This is a genomic window from Chryseobacterium fluminis (genome assembly GCF_026314945.1).
GTDB lineage: Bacteria > Bacteroidota > Bacteroidia > Flavobacteriales > Weeksellaceae > Chryseobacterium > Chryseobacterium fluminis.
Genome location: NZ_CP111121.1, coordinates 1914503 through 1930226, shown reverse-complemented (window position 1 = coordinate 1930226; position 15724 = coordinate 1914503). Strand labels below are relative to the sequence as shown.

Genomic DNA, 15724 nt, shown 5'->3' with positions numbered 1-15724 from the left:
CAAAGCGGGCAAAAAATGTAATAAAAATTTATATTCCATGGCTGTAGATCTGTCTGAAATATATTTTCTGCATATCATCGGAGAGATAACTGAATATTACTTTCCGGAATTCCTGATTACAGATTACCGTAAGCCCGTCAAAAGAATAGATGAAAATATTTTCAACGGCATTTTTCAATATCTGATCTCCGTTTCTGTAAATTTCATCCATTTTATCTAAGCTTTTAAATAGAATCTTTCTTTCGTCCTGCCGGACCATACCTTTTATGCGGTTGGTAAAAATCCGGATGACCGAATAAGGGTTTTGAGTTTTATCCTCCGTAAATTCATCCTGAATATCGGGAATAACCTTGCAGATTTCCTGAACAGCTTGTAAACAATTCATTTTAATAAGTTTTAATTATAGAATTTTGATAAGGGCGCCGAAAATTAAAATCACTAAAAATGCAATGAACAAAAGATGATAGGGTTTCAGCCATTCCGGTCTTTCAGGTCCTTTGCTTTTCGCTCTTCTCAGTGTATCCAGACGGTTAAGTGTTTTTAAGTCCATTTTCCTGTTTTGATGTTCATAGTGTCAAATAATATTCCTTTCGATGATTTTAAATACAATATCCTGATTAACAGTATTTTATGTTGTATATTCCAGTTTTTAGGGATGAAAAAAGGATATCAGAATGATAAGGTTTTTATCAGAATGAAATACTGCTGATTATATAAGATAATTAATATCTTTGCAGTCCAAAATATTTAAGATGTTTTCAAAAATCGTAGTACACAGAGTAGGAAATAAAATCAACGGAGAATCTTTAACGCTTTCTCAGGAGGAATTGCAATTGGAAGAAGGAATGGAAGAATTGCTTGAAGATTACTTTTTAGGATCATTTAAATCCGAAGAAACCTTCCATTTTTACAGTGACACCTACCTGGTGAATAATCCGGTTTTCAGTTCTGTATCTGAAATTTTTGATGATAAAGCCAAGTTTCTCTGGGAATCTGAAAATATAGCCAAACATTTGTTTGAGGCTGCTGAAAATCCCAGAGTGCAGGGAGGCGAATTGTTTATTGTGTACTTTGAAGATGAAAGAGAAGGAACAGAGCGGGTGGACAAGATCGGTATTTTTAAAACTGAAAAAAGAGAATCTTTCTTAAAAATTTCTCCTCAGGAAGAAAGCTTCGACATTGCTAAAGACCAGGGCATCGGTTTGTCTAAGATCGATAAGGCTGCTTTGATTTACAATAATGATAAAGAAACCGGATATGTACTTTCTGTGGTTGATAATAACAAAAACGGAGATATGTATTATTGGTTCGAAGATTTCTTAAAGGTTAAGCAGCGGGATGACGAATATTTTCATACGCAGGAAGCATTAATGGTGTATAAGGATTATATCACGAAGCAACTGCCTCAGGAATTTGAAGTTTCTAAAGCGGATCAGGCAGATTTCTTAAATAAATCCATTAATTTTTTCAAAGAGAAAGAAGAATTTAAGTTGGATGAATTTGCGACGGAGGTATTGGGAGATGAGCATGTGATCGAAAGCTTTAATAATTTTAAAACAGACTATGAGCAGGATATGCAGATCAATATTGCAGAAGAATTCCCTATCAGTGAAGCGGCTGTTAAGAAAACACAAAGGCATTTTAAAAGCATTATTAAATTAGATAAAAATTTCCACATTTACATTCATGGAGACCGTCAGAAATTGGCGACAGGAGAAGATGAAAATGGGAAATATTATATGCTGTATTTCGATAAGGAAGTGTAAAAAAAAAACAGTAAATTGTAAAAATAGGGCAAAAAATATTTGCCCTATTCTCATTATAACTGGTCTGATGATATTATTAGTCCGGATTTCATAAACTTCGCAACACTAAAGGGTTCAGAGAAAAATATTTTACACTTATAACTTTCTGAAAAACAATGCCCGGTTGTATTCATAATTCATTCTCGCAATATTCAGAACGGAAATTCCCTGCGGACATTCCACTTCACAGGCTTCGGTGTTGGAACAGTGGCCGAAAGCCTCGGCGTCCATTTGTTTTACCATATTTAAAACACGATGGCTCCGTTCTTCTTTTCCCTGTGGAAGCAAAACCAGATGCGTAACTTTTGCTGAGGTAAATAAAGCGGCACTTCCGTTTTTACAGGTAGCGACACATGCTCCACAGCCAATGCATGCTGCAGAATCAAAAGCTTCTTCGGCAGTCTGATGGGTTACTGCAATAGCTGTTGCATCAGGCGCCTGTCCCGTATTTACTGAAACAAATCCACCTGAAGAAATAATTCTGTCGAATGCGGAACGGTCGACCTTCAGATCTCTTTTTACAGGAAAAGCCTCTGCCCGGAAAGGTTCTATTAAAACAGTTTCGCCATCTTTGAAGGATCGCAAGTGCAGCTGGCAGGTTGTCGTATGTTCGAGAGGCCCGTGAGCAATCCCGTTGATCATCATGCCGCATTGTCCGCAGATTCCTTCACGGCAATCGTGATCAAACTCGACAGGTTCATCACCTTCAACGATAAGTTTTTCATTTAAAATATCCAGCATCTCAAGGAAAGACATATGAGGATTCAATTCTGTTAAATTATAATTCACCAGCTGCCCTTCGCTCTGGCGGTCTTTCTGTCTCCATATTTTCAGATGTAAATCCATAATTTTGTGTTTGTTGGGTTAAGTCTTATTTATAACTTCTTACCGTCGGCTGTATCTCTTCAAAAACCAAAGGTTCTTTAATGAGTTCCGGCTCATTATTTTCACCTGCCCAGGCCCATGCCGAAATAAACTGAAATTCGGCATCGTTTCGTACAGCTTCTCCATCCGGGGTCTGAAATTCTTCCCGGAAATGCGCTCCGCAGGATTCGTTTCGGGTGAGAGCATCGTAGCACATCAGTTCACCAATTTCAAAATAATCGGCTACACGACCTGCTTTCTCAAGTTCAGTATTCATGGTATTACCTTTGCCGGAAACTTTTACGTCCCTGTAAAACTCCTGTTTCAGCTTTTTTATTTCTCCGATGGCATATTTCAGCCCTTCTTCATTCCGGGCTAAGCCGCAATAATCGTATAGCAGTTTTCCTAAGGTTTTATGGAAATAATCCACTGTTTTTGTCCCGTTAATACGGATAAAATCTTCAATCTGCTGTTTGATATTACTTTCTGCTTTATCAAATTCAGGGGTGTCTGTTGAGATTTTTCCGGTATGGATTTCCTGTGATAAATAATTGGCAATCGTGTAAGGCGCGATAAAGTATCCATCTACAGAAGCCTGAAGCAAAGAATTTGCACCCAGCCGATTGGCTCCGTGGTCCGCAAAATTAGCTTCCCCCAATGCAAACAGCCCGGGAATTGTAGTCATTAATTCATAATCTACCCAGAGTCCGCCCATTGAAAAGTGGGCAGAAGGAGAAATCATCATGGGCTCCTGATAGGCATCATATCCCGTTATCTTAAGATACATATCAAAAAGATTCCCATATTTCTCCTGAATCTTTTCTTTCCCCTGTTCTTTTATCGCTTTTGAAAAATCGAGGTAAACGGCATTTTTCAGCGGTCCGATCCCAAAACCGGCATCAATTCTTTCTTTGGCCGCCCTCGAAGAAATATCCCTCGGGGCTAAATTTCCAAAAGCAGGATATCGCCTTTCCAGATAATAGTCTCGTTCGTTTTCAGGGATATCATTAGCTTTTCTGGTTTCATTTTCATTTAGCGGAACCCAGATTCTGCCGTCATTTCTTAAAGATTCAGACATTAAGGTCAATTTCGACTGATAATCTCCGGACTGCGGAAGTGAAGTAGGATGTACCTGAATCCAGCTGGGGGAAGCCATTAACGCTCCTTTCTTATGCGCGCGCCAGATGGCAGAACCGTTGCAGCCCATTGCCAACGTTGATAAATAATAGATTTTACCATAACCTCCTGTAGCCAGGATAACAGCATGGGCCGCATGCCTTTCGATTTCGCCGGTATCCAGATTCCGGACGACAATTCCTCTGGCTTTTCCGTCTACGAGAACTAAATCAAGCATTTCGTGCCTTGAAAATAACTGAACACTTTTCTTTCCGACCTGTCGCATCAAAGCCTGGTAAGCTCCCAAAAGCAATTGCTGCCCAGTCTGTCCTCTCGCATAAAATGTACGGCTCACCTGCACACCTCCGAAAGAGCGGTTATTAAGATAGCCGCCATATTCTCTTCCGAACGGAACACCTTGGGCAACAGCCTGATCGATGAGGTTAAGGGAACATTCAGCCATCCTGTAAACATTAGCTTCGCGGGCTCTGAAATCTCCGCCTTTCAGGGTGTCAGCAAACATTCTGTAGATGCTGTCGCCATCGTTTTTGTAATTTTTGGCAGCATTCACACCCCCTTGAGCTGCCACAGAATGTGCTCTTCTGGGACTGTCCTGGAAGCAGAATGATTTGACATTGTACCCCATTTCACCTAGTGACGCAGCGACGGAACTTCCGGCCAACCCGGTTCCGACAACAATGACTTCTAATTTTTTACGGTTAGCCGGATTTACAAGTTTGGCGGTTTTCTTGTAATTTTCCCATTTTTTTTCTAATGGCCCTTCCGGTATTTTTGAATTTAAAATCATAGTTTTCAACTTTAACGGTATGTGAAGAATACATAAACAGGCATTAAGGCAAATCCTGCGCTGATGATGACTGAATAGACAATTCCAATATTTTTAAACCATTTTACATATTTCGGGTGAAATAATCCTAAGGTTCTGACGGCACTGTAAATTCCGTGAATAAGATGATAGCACAATGCGATCATCGAAATGACGTAGATGATGACGTACCACCATTCTTTAAAAACAGTGACGACAAGAATATAGAGATCTTTGTTACCGTTTTCGTCTAATGGAGGATTTCCGAACTTATAGATATACCAGAAATTCTGAAAATGGATCACCAGGAAAATGAAGAGTAAAGTTCCCAGAATTCCCATATTTCTTGAATACCATTTGCTGGCTCTTCCACGTCGGTCGGTTTGGTATACAGCTCCCGATTTTTTATTTTTTAAGGTCATGATTAAACTTTCCACAGCATGAAGAATGATACTTGCATACAAAATGTATGAAACGATTTTGATGATTATATTTCCCGACAGAAAATGCGAATAGGCATTAAACTGAAGGTGTGCCTGCTCCTGCGGTAAAAAAAGCTGAAGATTTCCCAAGAAATGAATCAGCAGAAAGAAGCTAAGAAAAAGTCCTGTAAGACCCATCAGCATCTTTCTTGACAGCGTTGACAGCATATTTTTTGTTTTTGATGTTAAATAACTTGGGATGAAGAAGAATGCTCAGATTTTCCGGCGAATAGTAAAGTATTTCTACAACTTTCAGCTTCGTGCTTCCGGCATCCGGCTTTTAATAATACCCTAAAACTTTCATCCAGAGTCCGCCGATTCCCATATAAATAACCAACAGAACAATTCCGATTTCGAGCCCACGGAGCCACCAGGCTTTTAAATCTACATATCCGCTTCCGAAAAATACAGGCGCAGGACCGTGACCGTAATGCGTCAGAACTCCGTAAATGGAGCCCAAAAACCCCAGCATCATCGCCAGCAACATCGGAGGAATTCCTACAGCAACGCCTACTCCAAGTAAAGCGGCATACATCGCTGCGACATGAGCTGTCGCACTCGCAAAAATATAATGACTGAAGAAATAAACAAGAATAATTACCGGAAAGGCGACCGTCCACGTCATTCCGCCGATCTCAGCTTTAATCAGGCTACTGAACCATCCGATGAATCCCAGTTCGTTGAGTGAACTTGCCATCATTACCAGTACCGCAAACCATACGATCGTATCCCAGGCTCCCTTTTCCGATTTTACATCTTCCCATGTCAGTACCGAGGTTAGCAGAAGTAAAGTTAAACCTATGAAAGCCGTTGTCGTTGCATCAATAGATAAGGCTCCTCCAAAAATCCAAAGTCCCAGCAGTATGAAAAATGCCAGCAGCATCAGCCATTCATTTTTAGAAATAGGCCCCATTTCTCTTAATTTCTGAGCCGCCATTTTCGGAGCGTCACCGGTTTTTTTCAGTTCAGGCGGATACAATTTGTATAATACCAGAGGCACTACAAAGAAAGCAACCAGCCCGGGAACAAAACCCGCCGCAGCCCAGGACATCCAGGTAATATTAATACCTAAGTTAGCAGCAAATTTCTGACACATCGGGTTACTTGCTGTTCCTGTTAAAAACATAGAAGACGCAATGAGGTTCATGTAATAGCTGTTTAAGGTTAGATAAGAACCCAGCTTTCTGTGCGTTTCAGGTTTATCGGGTATGGAATCAAAGCTGATGGCCATTGATTTCATGATCGGATAAATAATTCCGCCCCCTCTTGCCGTGTTGCTTGGGATAGCAGGAGCAAGACATACATCTGCCAATCCCAGTCCGTAGGCTAATCCGAGTGAGCTCTTACCAAAAATACGGATAAACAGAAAAGCGATTCTGTTTCCCAGTCCTGTTTTAATAAACCCTCTTGCAATAAAGAATGAGATCCCGATCAGCCAGATCACTTTATCCCCGAATCCCGAAAGTGCTTTTGTGATCGACTTTCCTGCATCGCCTGGGGCTACTACCTGCGTAAGTGCGGTAAATCCGATGGCCATCATACACATGGTTCCCATAGGCGCTGCTTTTAAAATAATTCCTAATATGGTGGCTGCAAAAATGGCGAACAGATGCCACGCGTTTTCCGCTACTCCGGCCGGTACGGGAATAAACCATAGGATGAGCGCCACCGCAAAGGTGATCACTACATTTCTAATATTAATTTCTTTCATAATAGTCTGTTTTTTTATGTTTAAAATCTACTCTGTACCTGAACAATGAATAGATTATTATTATACTGTGATGTGTTTGCTATCTGGTATTTATATCGGTCAAACTGAACGCCGAGCTGAATTCTGGCCCCGTAATTTTTTAAGAATTCAAGTCCGAACATCGGCGTGATCGTCTGTCTTGGATTGGAATCGAGCCTGAAATTGGTGTCAAGATATTCATACCGGCATGAAAGTTCAAAGGCACTCAGGTTTTTATGATTGATTTCATATCGTAAATTCGGAAGGAAGTAAGCACCGCGAATTAAGTATTCGTCCGGATTTTCAGGTCGTAATTCCGGAGCAACAGCAAAATACAGCTGGTGATTGGTACCCTGTTTCGCTTCAAGCTGCATGTCCAGACTCCATCTCTGACCGAAATTAACGAGCGAACTTAAATCAACGCCCACCGCATAAATTTTCTTGCCGAAAACTTCTCCGATTCCCCCGTTTAAGCCAAGGTTTAAGTTATAATCTTTAACGAGACCGAAAACTAATCTGGTAGAGTACTGCTTTCCGTTATCGTTATCATTCACCTGGTTTTTTCCGTTTCCATTAACTACAGAAAGGGCATACTGAAACGGAATTTCACCTAATTTCAGCTGTCCGGTTGCTGACATCCCGATCTGAAAGCTTGTCCACCCCAATTTCCCAAATTCGGTATACTGATTGGACCAGTCCAGCGATTTAATAATATCGATAGGATAAGTTTCTTCAAGTCCGAACCAGGGTCTGAATTGTCCAACTGTAAGCGCCAGTTTTGGATTAAAGGTGTATTTTAAATAGGCATTTTCAAGAACTCTTGATTTGGGATCATTTTTAAAATCAGCTAAATTAGCCAATGCGACTACTTCAGTTCTTTTACTGATCTGCGCACGAACCTGGATCCTCATGTATTTTACCATAAAATTATTGCTGGTTCCTGAACCATCCGAATGGTGAAGTCCGTTGACATCTACATCTTCTGCCATCCCAACAAGATAGCGTGCCTGAAACAGCCCTTTTATCTGAAGCTGAGGATATTTTACTGTGCTTTCCTGCTGTTGTGCGGTCTGAATAGAATCCGGTATCTGAGCATGAACGGATAGGGAAAACAGCATAAGATAAAAAAGCAGATTGCTTTTTTTGGTTGAAAAAAAGGTCATATCGATTGTGTTTTAATAAATAAATCTTAATTAAGTTCCCGGAATACCTTTCCAATCATTATTGAAAGCCGGCTGTTCATTAAAGGTCGGAGAATGGATTGCCACGGTATATTCCGGAGAAAGATGAATAACTGGTTTTCTACTGATATATTCAAAAACGGAATGGTCACCGAAAGCCTCCGAATTAAAAATATGGACCGTGGTCAATCTTTCGGTTCCTTCAGGTAGAATCCAGGGATCAGCAAGGATCCTGTCAGACCATTGCATAGAGGGAGCAGTGATGATCATGTGTCCAGGTCCCTTGTAGAGCACTTCTTCGCAGGCGTGATATTCACCCCAGAGTACGGTGGATAAAATAAGAGAAAAAAGAATCGATGGGAAATTTTTCATAATAATATTTAGAGTTAGGTAGGTTGTGAGCTGAATTTCTAACAGGAATATTTTAATGATTTTTAAATATTTTCAATCTTTGGTGATATAAATTTAAATAATTTTGTTTAATTAACATAATTATTTTAAAAATTAATATTTAATTCATGTTAATGATCATATTTACAAAATTTTAAGGTGCAGATTTGATGTTTTTTAGCATATTACAAATAATTAACGGTTTAAATGTTAAATATTCAAAGAGTTTTTTTTGTGAAAATCATAAGTGATACAGGTTATACCATTAAAGAAAGGCATTTTAACACTTTTAAGAATACATACCACACAGTGGTATAGCTGTAAAAAAATCATTACATTTGATAGATCAAAAAAAATTATGAATTTTGTAGAATGTCATGAAGAGCCCATCCATATTCCGGGCCATATACAAAGTTTTGGATATCTGATTGGCATAGACACAATTTCTCATTCCATTACTTTTCTGAGCCAGAATATTAAGGATATTTTTACGGTCGAAAATGTTGAACAGCTTTTCGGTAAAAAAATTACGGACTTTCCTGAAAGTTTCCAAAATATTATAGCATCTGAAATTTATAACTCCCTTGATAGTTTTACCAAACGAGAGAACGAAACCTACTTTGATAAAATTACTATTAATCATACAGAGTATCATTTTTCGATTTTCAGAAGTGGAAAAAATATTTTTTTAGAGTTTGAAAAAGTTTTGGCAAATCCTAATAAACGTATTTCTAACAAATATGATAATTTTTATATTATCGGTGATGAGCAGGAGCTTTGGGAACAGCTTCTCGGTACTCTTTCCAAAATTGTGAATTATGACCGTATGATGGTCTACAAATTTATGATGGATGGCTCAGGAAAGGTGATCGCAGAAAAAAGAGATGATCATATGGAAAGTTATCTCGGACTGCACTATCCGGAATCGGATATTCCCAGACAGGCGCGCGAACTTTACATCAAGAAAAGGAAAAGAATTTTCAGCAATGTATATTCGGAGCCGGTACCTGTATTGAGTAAAAGCACCGAACCTGTAGATCTTACTTTTACAGCAACCCGTGCTATGTCACCTATTCATGGGCAATATATTAAAAACTCAGGAGCTTCTTCAAGCTTCAGTGTTTCTATTATTATTGATAATTATCTCTGGGGACTGGTAACCTGCCAGAATTCTGAACCAAAGCATATTGATCTTGAGGACCGGGTGCAGGCGGGGATTTTTACAGCCCTGGCATCAAATGCCTACTCTTCTTTTAAGTCTAAAAAAGAATTAAACTACAGACTGGAGCTTACTGAAATATCTTCCCAGCTGAAATCAGAATTCTTAAAGCATAACAGCTTATTTGATTCTTTGGTTGAAAACAAAACGGAAATAAGAAATCTTCCGGAAGCAGACGGTTTAGCTATTGTTTCCGGTGAAAATATAGTGACTGACGGGTTTGTTCCTGATAATAAGTTAATTAAAAGAATTATTAGCTGGGCGCATGAAAATACGGATGAAATTATTTATTCCAACAGAAGTTTTCTGAAAGAATACGGAGAGACGCTTCAGCTGAATGAAAAAAGCGCCGGAATTATTATTTACTTTGTTGAAAAGAGCAAGAATGAAATGTTGATATGGTTCCGCAAAGAATTTGATGAACACATCAACTGGGCCGGAAATCCTGAGAAGAAAGTCAGTGTATTTTCTCAGAACGGAGAAGAGAAACAGATCATTTCGCCGAGAACATCTTTCCGGTTATTTACAGAAAATATCAGAGGAAATTCAAAGAGATGGAATTCAAGAAATATCGCTGCGGTGCAGGCTGTTCGCGATCTTATTCTTGAAACTTCCCATAAAAATTATATTACGATCAAACGGCTTAATGATGAGCTGAAGAAAGTAAACGAAGAGCTGGACAGTTTTTCATATACCATTTCCCATGATCTCGGAACTCCTTTAACGGTGATGAAGCTGAATGCCCAGATGCTGTTGAAAAGTCTGACAGACGGGTCCGAAAAAAGCAAAAGTAAAATCAATTCTATAATTGAAGAGATCGATACAATGGCAGAAATGATGCATGACGTACTGCAGCTGAGCCGTGCAAAGCACAGTGAAATTCAGCTGGAGAATATCAAAACATTCAAAACCATTCAGAAGATCTCAGAAAACGCAAAGATTACCTTTGAAAGTCCCGAAAGTGAAATCATTATCAAAGACTGTCCTGATGTTTTAGCCGATAAAACAATGCTTCATCAGGTATTTTTAAATATTATCAATAATGCTGTTAAGTATTCTTCACAAAGTGAACACCCTAAGGTGGAAATTGAAGGAAGAGAGAGCGGTGATACGGTTGTTTACCGTATTTCTGATAACGGAATAGGAATTCCGGAAGAAGAAAAATATAAAATGTTTAAAATTTTCAACAGAATGGATAATGCTAAAAAATTTAAAGGGAATGGAGTAGGATTATCAATTGTACACCGGATTATGAAAAGAATCGGCGGAAATGTTGATTATGTTAGCAATAAAGAGGGAACAAGTTTCATTTTAACGTTTAAAAAGCCTTAAATTTGGGAAATTTTAAACCTTATTATGGTATCAGAATATCTTAAAAAAAATACTGCTGAATTTCACGATGCGGCTGAGAAATTGTTTAGTTCTGAAAAAATATTTAACAGAACCTTCACCTTAGAAGACTATAAAAAAATCATCCATAACAATTATTTAATGCTTCTTCACGCTGAGGACAAAATTTTCAGCAGTCTTGAAGAAAATTTTTCTGATAAACTTCAGTTGGCCGACCGGAAGAAACTCTCTCTCATAGAAAAAGACCTTGAAAGTCTTTCTTTGCATAATAAGGCTGTCTCCCATACTCTGGAATTCGATAATGAAAATGAAGCTTTAGGAGCAATGTATGTGATCGAAGGCTCTACTTTAGGAGGTAATGTAATAGCCAAACAGCTTTCAAAAACAGAAGGCTTTGACCAGGTGACCTTCAATTTCTTTGGATGTTATCAGGAAAATACAGGACCTATGTGGAAAAGCTTCAAAGAAGTTCTGGATACTGAAGTGAAAGAGGAACATTATAATGAAGTATTGTCCGGAGCTAAAAAGCTATACACATTCTTATTAAACGTTAATTAAACATCCGATAATTAAATTCCTGAAAGATTGCCCAATTTTTCAGGAATTGTTAAATTTGGGCTGTTACAATAATAAACTTAAACGAATAATTTAAAAATAAATCAAAATGAAAGTAACTGTAGTAGGAGCAGGCGCGGTAGGAGCCAGCTGTGCAGAATACATCGCAATGAAAAACTTCTGTTCGGAAGTCGTTTTAGTAGACATTAAAGAAGGATTTGCTGAAGGTAAAGCCATGGATTTGATGCAGACGGCATCTCTAAACGGATTCGATACCAAAATTACCGGAACAACAGGAGATTACAGCAAAACTGCAGGTTCTCATGTAGCAGTGATAACATCAGGAATCCCGAGAAAACCGGGAATGACGAGAGAGGAATTAATCGGTATCAATGCAGGAATCGTAAAAGATGTTACGGCAAACTTGGTAAAACATTCTCCTGAAGTAATCATTATTGTGGTTTCTAACCCGATGGATACCATGGCATATCTGGTACACAAAACTTCAGATCTTCCTAAGCACAAAATCATCGGAATGGGTGGTGCCCTGGATTCTGCAAGATTCAAATACAGATTGGCTGAGGCTCTGGAAGCTCCTATTTCTGACGTAGACGGAATGGTCATCGCTGCTCACAGTGATACCGGAATGCTACCTTTATTGAGCAAGGCAACAAGAAACGGTGTTCCTGTAACTGAATTTTTAGATGATGAACAACAGAAATACGTTATTGAAGAAACCAAAGTAGGTGGTGCTACCCTTACTAAATTATTGGGAACTTCAGCCTGGTATGCTCCAGGTGCTGCTGTTTCTGTAATGGTGCAGGCCATCGCTTGTGACCAAAAGAAAATGATTCCTTGCTCCCTGATGCTTGAAGGGGAATACGGACAAAACGATATCTGCCTTGGCGTTCCGGCTATTATCGGTGCCAACGGTGTGGAAAAAATCATCAATGTTACCCTTACTGCAGACGAGCAATTAAAATTTGCTGAAGCTGCCAAAGCGGTAAGAGAAGTTAATGGAGATCTGAAGTTTTAATTTCCAGATGATTTATAAATAAAGACTCCGCACCTTTTGGCGCGGAGTCTTCATTTTCATATATAAAATAAATATTAGCTGATAAATACGACGACATTACCATTAGCTGCAGGACCTATATAGTTCCACGTTACGGTAATACCGCTTGGTAAGGTGGTATTAAAGCCTCCGCCGCCACTGCTGACATATCCGCAATCTCTTCCCAGCTGCGTATATTCACCGTTGGCAAAATACAAATCGATAGACTGCCAGGATGTTACGGAAGTAATTACCGGGCTGATGGTAATTCCCGCTGATGTATTATAAGTCTGACCCGGAATTCCAACGGCATCGGAAATTACGTTCCACTCATTAATATGAGGAGCTGTGAGAGGGGTCGGGGTGTGGCTGGTATTGTACTGGGAGTAAGTGACCGTACTTGCCGGGAGTAATGGACTGGCAGAAGATCCTGCGACAATAGGCTGGCAGTCAATGGGCTGAGTGTTGTCATTGGTGCCTACCAATCTGTAGCTGACGCTGTGTGCAGAAAAATTATAGATCGTCATTGATCCGATCTGGGCGTATGCGAAAGTTCCTATTAAGAATAAAAGGAATAATGATATTTTTTTCATTTAGATTTTATTAGAGTAAAGATTAATGAGAAAAGTTCGGGTAATTGTTCTGGAAAATTTCCATTGCCCATACAATGATTTTTGATTTATCGCCATTGGTCGTTTTTTCAATTTGTTCCTCTTTTATTCCTGTTGACTTTATGAGTTGTCTCGCAGCGGGAAGAAGAATCTCTTTTCTTTGTTCACTCATTTCAGGAAACTGGAGATTCTTAGTTTTCTTCTCAAACATAGGAAGGTCCTTGGCATTATTGAAGGTGATAATGGCTTTCTTGAAGTTTTGTACAGCTTCTGCCGTAAGATTTTCCTGAGCTGCAACGGGGATGCTTTCATTACTGCATGAAGTCATGACAAAAAAGCATATCACCGCAAATAAAAAAGTTTTTTTCATAGGTATTAAATTAGCGTGTCGTTTTTATAATAGAATTAATTAATGAATATCACAACATTATTTCCCAAAGAGTTCCATGATGCTGTAATATTTCCGGTGGTCGTTCCAGTGAATATTCCGGTACCGCCACCTCCGCAGTGTACACCAAGGTTGATGAATCCGCCGTTGGAAAAATTGAGATCGATCGTGTGCCAGGATGTAAGATTTGAAAGTTGTGAAGGAATCGTAACTCCAGCAGATACATTATAGTTCTGGCTGGGAATGCTGTTTTCGTCCGAAATGACATACCATTCATTGATAGCAGGATTTTGCAGATGACTGGAATTATATGCTGAATATATTACTGAGCTTGCAGGAGCTAACGGAACTGCTGATTGGCCTCTGACTACCGGCTGGCAGTCAATATTATAAGCATTGAGCTGAGAGCCTACCAGTCGGTAAGTAATACTGTATGCTGAGAAGTTATAGATAGTGATGGTTCCTGTCTGAGCGTATGTGATAGTTCCGATTAATAATAAAAGGAATAATGATATTTTTTTCATAAGAATTCTTTTAAGAATAAAGATTATAAAGAAGAATTTTTGTAGTTGTTCCTGAAAATTTCCATGGCCCATAAAATGGTTGTCGTTTTATCACCATTGGTAGTCTTTTCAATCTGCTCGTCTTTTATTCCTGTGGATTTTATGAGATGTTTGGCAGCAGGCAGAAGAATGTCTTTTCTTTGTTCGCTCATCTGGAAAGACTGATATTCTGAGTTAAGCTTTCCATCAGTTACCGGAAGGTCTTTAGAATTATTCACGGTAATGATCGCCCGTTTAAAATTCTGGACGGCTTCAGCAGTGTTATTCTCCTGAGCTACAGTCTGAATACTTTCATTATTGCATGAGGTCACGATAACGAGGCATGCAACAGCTGAAAAAAGTGTTTTTTTCATGGTGATTAATATTTTATTAGTTCACCATAAAAATACTTAAAATATTATATATTTCATTAAAAAGTGATAAAAATAATCTTTATGGATACATTAAATATATAATGCAATGAATAATAGTTATTTATTGTTTGAAATTTGTATTAAAACTGATATTTTTCAAGCTTAAAAATGCCAGGTACTGTTATTCAGCCTGACATTTATGTTGTTAAAGAAGAGATAAGCCTGAATTCTCACGAATAAATCGCTAATTAAAGTTGTTTCTGAACTCCAGAGGGGTCTGGCTGGTTTTATTCTTAAAGAGTTTGTTAAAAGACTGAGGATGCTCAAAGCCCAGCTCATAAGCAATTTCACTTACCGAGAGCGGAGTGGTCGACAGTTTTTCCTTGGCTCTGTCGATCAGTTTTTCATGGATATGCTGTTGGGTGCTCTGTCCGGTTAAAGCTTTCAGAAGTCCTGTTAAATAACTCGGAGAGACGTGTAACTGCTCCGCAACAAATTGTACGGAAGGAAGTCCTTTGGTGATAAGATCTTCGTGGCTGAAATAATCCGTCAATAATTTTTCTAAGGAATCAAGGATTTGATGGTTGGATATTTTTCGGGTAATAAACTGTCTCTGATAAAAACGTTCAGCATAATTCAGCAGGGTCTCTATTTGTGAAATAATGATATTCTGACTGAACTGATCGATATTGGAATGATATTCCTGCTGAATATTTTCGATAATCCTGTAAATGGTGTTTTCTTCCTTTTCGGAAAGAAACAACGCTTCGTTGACCGCATAATCAAAAAATTCATACTGTCTGATGCTTTTGGCTAAAGAAGTATTCCAGAAAAAGTCGGGATGGATCAGTAAAATCCAACCCGTATGTTGGGACCGCCTGTTCGGATCAGGGTCAACGGTAACACTGAAAACCTGCCCGGGAGCCATGAAAAACAATACCCCTTCGTCAAAGTCATAAGCCTGCTGGCCGTACGTTATTTTGGCATTGGAAGTTCTTTTTGCCGAAATCGAGTAAAAATCGAGCACCCAGCTCAATTCTCTTACATCAGCATCATGACTGATGGTACTGTAATCAATCACGCTGATCAACGGATGTTCGGGTTTAGGTAATCCGCGGAACTGATGGAATTCGCTGATTGTTTTGAGTCTGACGGGCTGTTTCATCATACTAAATTAATTGTTTTTTGCAATTTTATATAGGAAAAGAACATGTTGTAAATAGTAACAGCTGTTTTTA

The 15724-nt window shown here is 38.8% G+C and carries 17 protein-coding genes; 4 read left to right on the top strand and 13 right to left on the bottom strand.

The window, feature by feature from the left end; genetic code table 11:
* Nucleotides 1-28: 28 nt before the first annotated feature.
* Complete coding sequence (locus ODZ84_RS08610) at nucleotides 29-385, bottom strand: DUF7674 family protein (RefSeq protein ID WP_266176574.1); 357 nt, start codon at nucleotides 383-385, stop codon at nucleotides 29-31.
* 15 nt (nucleotides 386-400) lie between these two features.
* Nucleotides 401-550, bottom strand: a complete 150-nt coding sequence (locus tag ODZ84_RS08605) for a hypothetical protein (RefSeq protein ID WP_266176572.1) — start codon at nucleotides 548-550, stop codon at nucleotides 401-403.
* A gap of 202 nt (nucleotides 551-752) precedes the next feature.
* Here ODZ84_RS08605 and ODZ84_RS08600 point away from each other — a divergent pair, with 202 nt between their 5' ends.
* Complete coding sequence (locus ODZ84_RS08600) at nucleotides 753-1766, top strand: nucleoid-associated protein (protein WP_266176571.1); 1014 nt, start codon at nucleotides 753-755, stop codon at nucleotides 1764-1766.
* A gap of 135 nt (nucleotides 1767-1901) precedes the next feature.
* On the opposite strand, the gene ODZ84_RS08595 is transcribed toward ODZ84_RS08600, so the two are convergent.
* From ODZ84_RS08595 to ODZ84_RS08570, 6 genes are all read right to left on the bottom strand, one after another.
* On the bottom strand, nucleotides 1902-2651 hold the full coding sequence (locus ODZ84_RS08595; RefSeq protein WP_266176570.1) for a succinate dehydrogenase/fumarate reductase iron-sulfur subunit: 750 nt from the start codon (nucleotides 2649-2651) through the stop codon (nucleotides 1902-1904).
* Between the two features lie 25 nt (nucleotides 2652-2676).
* Nucleotides 2677-4593 (bottom strand): fumarate reductase/succinate dehydrogenase flavoprotein subunit, encoded by a 1917-nt coding sequence (locus tag ODZ84_RS08590; RefSeq protein WP_266176569.1) that lies wholly within the window; start codon nucleotides 4591-4593, stop codon nucleotides 2677-2679.
* Between the two features lie 11 nt (nucleotides 4594-4604).
* Complete coding sequence (locus ODZ84_RS08585; protein WP_266176568.1) at nucleotides 4605-5261, bottom strand: succinate dehydrogenase cytochrome b subunit; 657 nt, start codon at nucleotides 5259-5261, stop codon at nucleotides 4605-4607.
* Between the two features lie 112 nt (nucleotides 5262-5373).
* Entirely contained in the window at nucleotides 5374-6804 is a 1431-nt protein-coding gene (locus ODZ84_RS08580; RefSeq protein WP_266176567.1) for an anion permease, read from the bottom strand.
* A 20-nt stretch (nucleotides 6805-6824) separates the two neighbouring features.
* Nucleotides 6825-7985, bottom strand: coding sequence for a porin (locus ODZ84_RS08575; RefSeq protein ID WP_266176566.1), 1161 nt, complete (start codon nucleotides 7983-7985; stop codon nucleotides 6825-6827).
* A gap of 30 nt (nucleotides 7986-8015) precedes the next feature.
* Entirely contained in the window at nucleotides 8016-8375 is a 360-nt protein-coding gene (locus ODZ84_RS08570) for an Ntn hydrolase family protein (protein ID WP_266176564.1), read from the bottom strand.
* A gap of 376 nt (nucleotides 8376-8751) precedes the next feature.
* Here ODZ84_RS08570 and ODZ84_RS08565 point away from each other — a divergent pair, with 376 nt between their 5' ends.
* The 3 genes from ODZ84_RS08565 to ODZ84_RS08555 all read left to right on the top strand — a co-directional run bounded on the left by ODZ84_RS08565 (nucleotide 8752) and on the right by ODZ84_RS08555 (nucleotide 12553).
* Nucleotides 8752-10944, top strand: a complete 2193-nt coding sequence (locus tag ODZ84_RS08565; RefSeq protein WP_266176563.1) for an ATP-binding protein — start codon at nucleotides 8752-8754, stop codon at nucleotides 10942-10944.
* 24 nt (nucleotides 10945-10968) lie between these two features.
* On the top strand, nucleotides 10969-11520 hold the full coding sequence (locus ODZ84_RS08560; protein WP_266176562.1) for a biliverdin-producing heme oxygenase: 552 nt from the start codon (nucleotides 10969-10971) through the stop codon (nucleotides 11518-11520).
* Nucleotides 11521-11626: 106 nt separating this feature from the next.
* A complete protein-coding gene (locus tag ODZ84_RS08555; protein WP_266176561.1) occupies nucleotides 11627-12553 on the top strand; it encodes a malate dehydrogenase in 927 nt (308 codons plus the stop codon).
* A gap of 74 nt (nucleotides 12554-12627) precedes the next feature.
* On the opposite strand, the gene ODZ84_RS08550 is transcribed toward ODZ84_RS08555, so the two are convergent.
* The 5 genes from ODZ84_RS08550 to ODZ84_RS08530 form a co-directional block, all read right to left on the bottom strand.
* The gene (locus ODZ84_RS08550) at nucleotides 12628-13164 is read right to left on the bottom strand and encodes a hypothetical protein (RefSeq protein WP_266176560.1); all 537 of its coding nucleotides are present in this window, start codon (nucleotides 13162-13164) and stop codon (nucleotides 12628-12630) included.
* A gap of 22 nt (nucleotides 13165-13186) precedes the next feature.
* The gene (locus tag ODZ84_RS08545) at nucleotides 13187-13552 is read right to left on the bottom strand and encodes a hypothetical protein (RefSeq protein ID WP_266176558.1); all 366 of its coding nucleotides are present in this window, start codon (nucleotides 13550-13552) and stop codon (nucleotides 13187-13189) included.
* A 35-nt stretch (nucleotides 13553-13587) separates the two neighbouring features.
* Nucleotides 13588-14094, bottom strand: coding sequence for a hypothetical protein (locus ODZ84_RS08540; protein ID WP_266176557.1), 507 nt, complete (start codon nucleotides 14092-14094; stop codon nucleotides 13588-13590).
* Nucleotides 14095-14117: 23 nt separating this feature from the next.
* Complete coding sequence (locus ODZ84_RS08535) at nucleotides 14118-14486, bottom strand: hypothetical protein (RefSeq protein WP_266176556.1); 369 nt, start codon at nucleotides 14484-14486, stop codon at nucleotides 14118-14120.
* 244 nt (nucleotides 14487-14730) lie between these two features.
* Complete coding sequence (locus ODZ84_RS08530; RefSeq protein WP_266176555.1) at nucleotides 14731-15654, bottom strand: helix-turn-helix domain-containing protein; 924 nt, start codon at nucleotides 15652-15654, stop codon at nucleotides 14731-14733.
* Nucleotides 15655-15724 lie beyond the last annotated feature (70 nt).

Bases quoted from the DNA above. Each gene is read 5' to 3' on its own strand.
- ODZ84_RS08535 (WP_266176556.1), bottom strand. From the start codon at position 14,486: ATGAAAAAAACACTTTTTTCAGCTGTTGCATGCCTCGTTATCGTGACC.
- ODZ84_RS08605 (WP_266176572.1), bottom strand. From the start codon at position 550: ATGGACTTAAAAACACTTAACCGTCTGGATACACTGAGAAGAGCGAAA.
- ODZ84_RS08570 (WP_266176564.1), bottom strand. From the start codon at position 8,375: ATGAAAAATTTCCCATCGATTCTTTTTTCTCTTATTTTATCCACCGTA.
- ODZ84_RS08550 (WP_266176560.1), bottom strand. From the start codon at position 13,164: ATGAAAAAAATATCATTATTCCTTTTATTCTTAATAGGAACTTTCGCA.
- ODZ84_RS08530 (WP_266176555.1), bottom strand. From the start codon at position 15,654: ATGATGAAACAGCCCGTCAGACTCAAAACAATCAGCGAATTCCATCAG.
- ODZ84_RS08590 (WP_266176569.1), bottom strand. From the start codon at position 4,593: ATGATTTTAAATTCAAAAATACCGGAAGGGCCATTAGAAAAAAAATGG.
- ODZ84_RS08555 (WP_266176561.1), top strand. From the start codon at position 11,627: ATGAAAGTAACTGTAGTAGGAGCAGGCGCGGTAGGAGCCAGCTGTGCA.
- ODZ84_RS08575 (WP_266176566.1), bottom strand. From the start codon at position 7,985: ATGACCTTTTTTTCAACCAAAAAAAGCAATCTGCTTTTTTATCTTATG.
- ODZ84_RS08560 (WP_266176562.1), top strand. From the start codon at position 10,969: ATGGTATCAGAATATCTTAAAAAAAATACTGCTGAATTTCACGATGCG.
- ODZ84_RS08580 (WP_266176567.1), bottom strand. From the start codon at position 6,804: ATGAAAGAAATTAATATTAGAAATGTAGTGATCACCTTTGCGGTGGCG.
- ODZ84_RS08610 (WP_266176574.1), bottom strand. From the start codon at position 385: ATGAATTGTTTACAAGCTGTTCAGGAAATCTGCAAGGTTATTCCCGAT.
- ODZ84_RS08585 (WP_266176568.1), bottom strand. From the start codon at position 5,261: ATGCTGTCAACGCTGTCAAGAAAGATGCTGATGGGTCTTACAGGACTT.
- ODZ84_RS08540 (WP_266176557.1), bottom strand. From the start codon at position 14,094: ATGAAAAAAATATCATTATTCCTTTTATTATTAATCGGAACTATCACA.
- ODZ84_RS08600 (WP_266176571.1), top strand. From the start codon at position 753: ATGTTTTCAAAAATCGTAGTACACAGAGTAGGAAATAAAATCAACGGA.
- ODZ84_RS08565 (WP_266176563.1), top strand. From the start codon at position 8,752: ATGAATTTTGTAGAATGTCATGAAGAGCCCATCCATATTCCGGGCCAT.
- ODZ84_RS08545 (WP_266176558.1), bottom strand. From the start codon at position 13,552: ATGAAAAAAACTTTTTTATTTGCGGTGATATGCTTTTTTGTCATGACT.
- ODZ84_RS08595 (WP_266176570.1), bottom strand. From the start codon at position 2,651: ATGGATTTACATCTGAAAATATGGAGACAGAAAGACCGCCAGAGCGAA.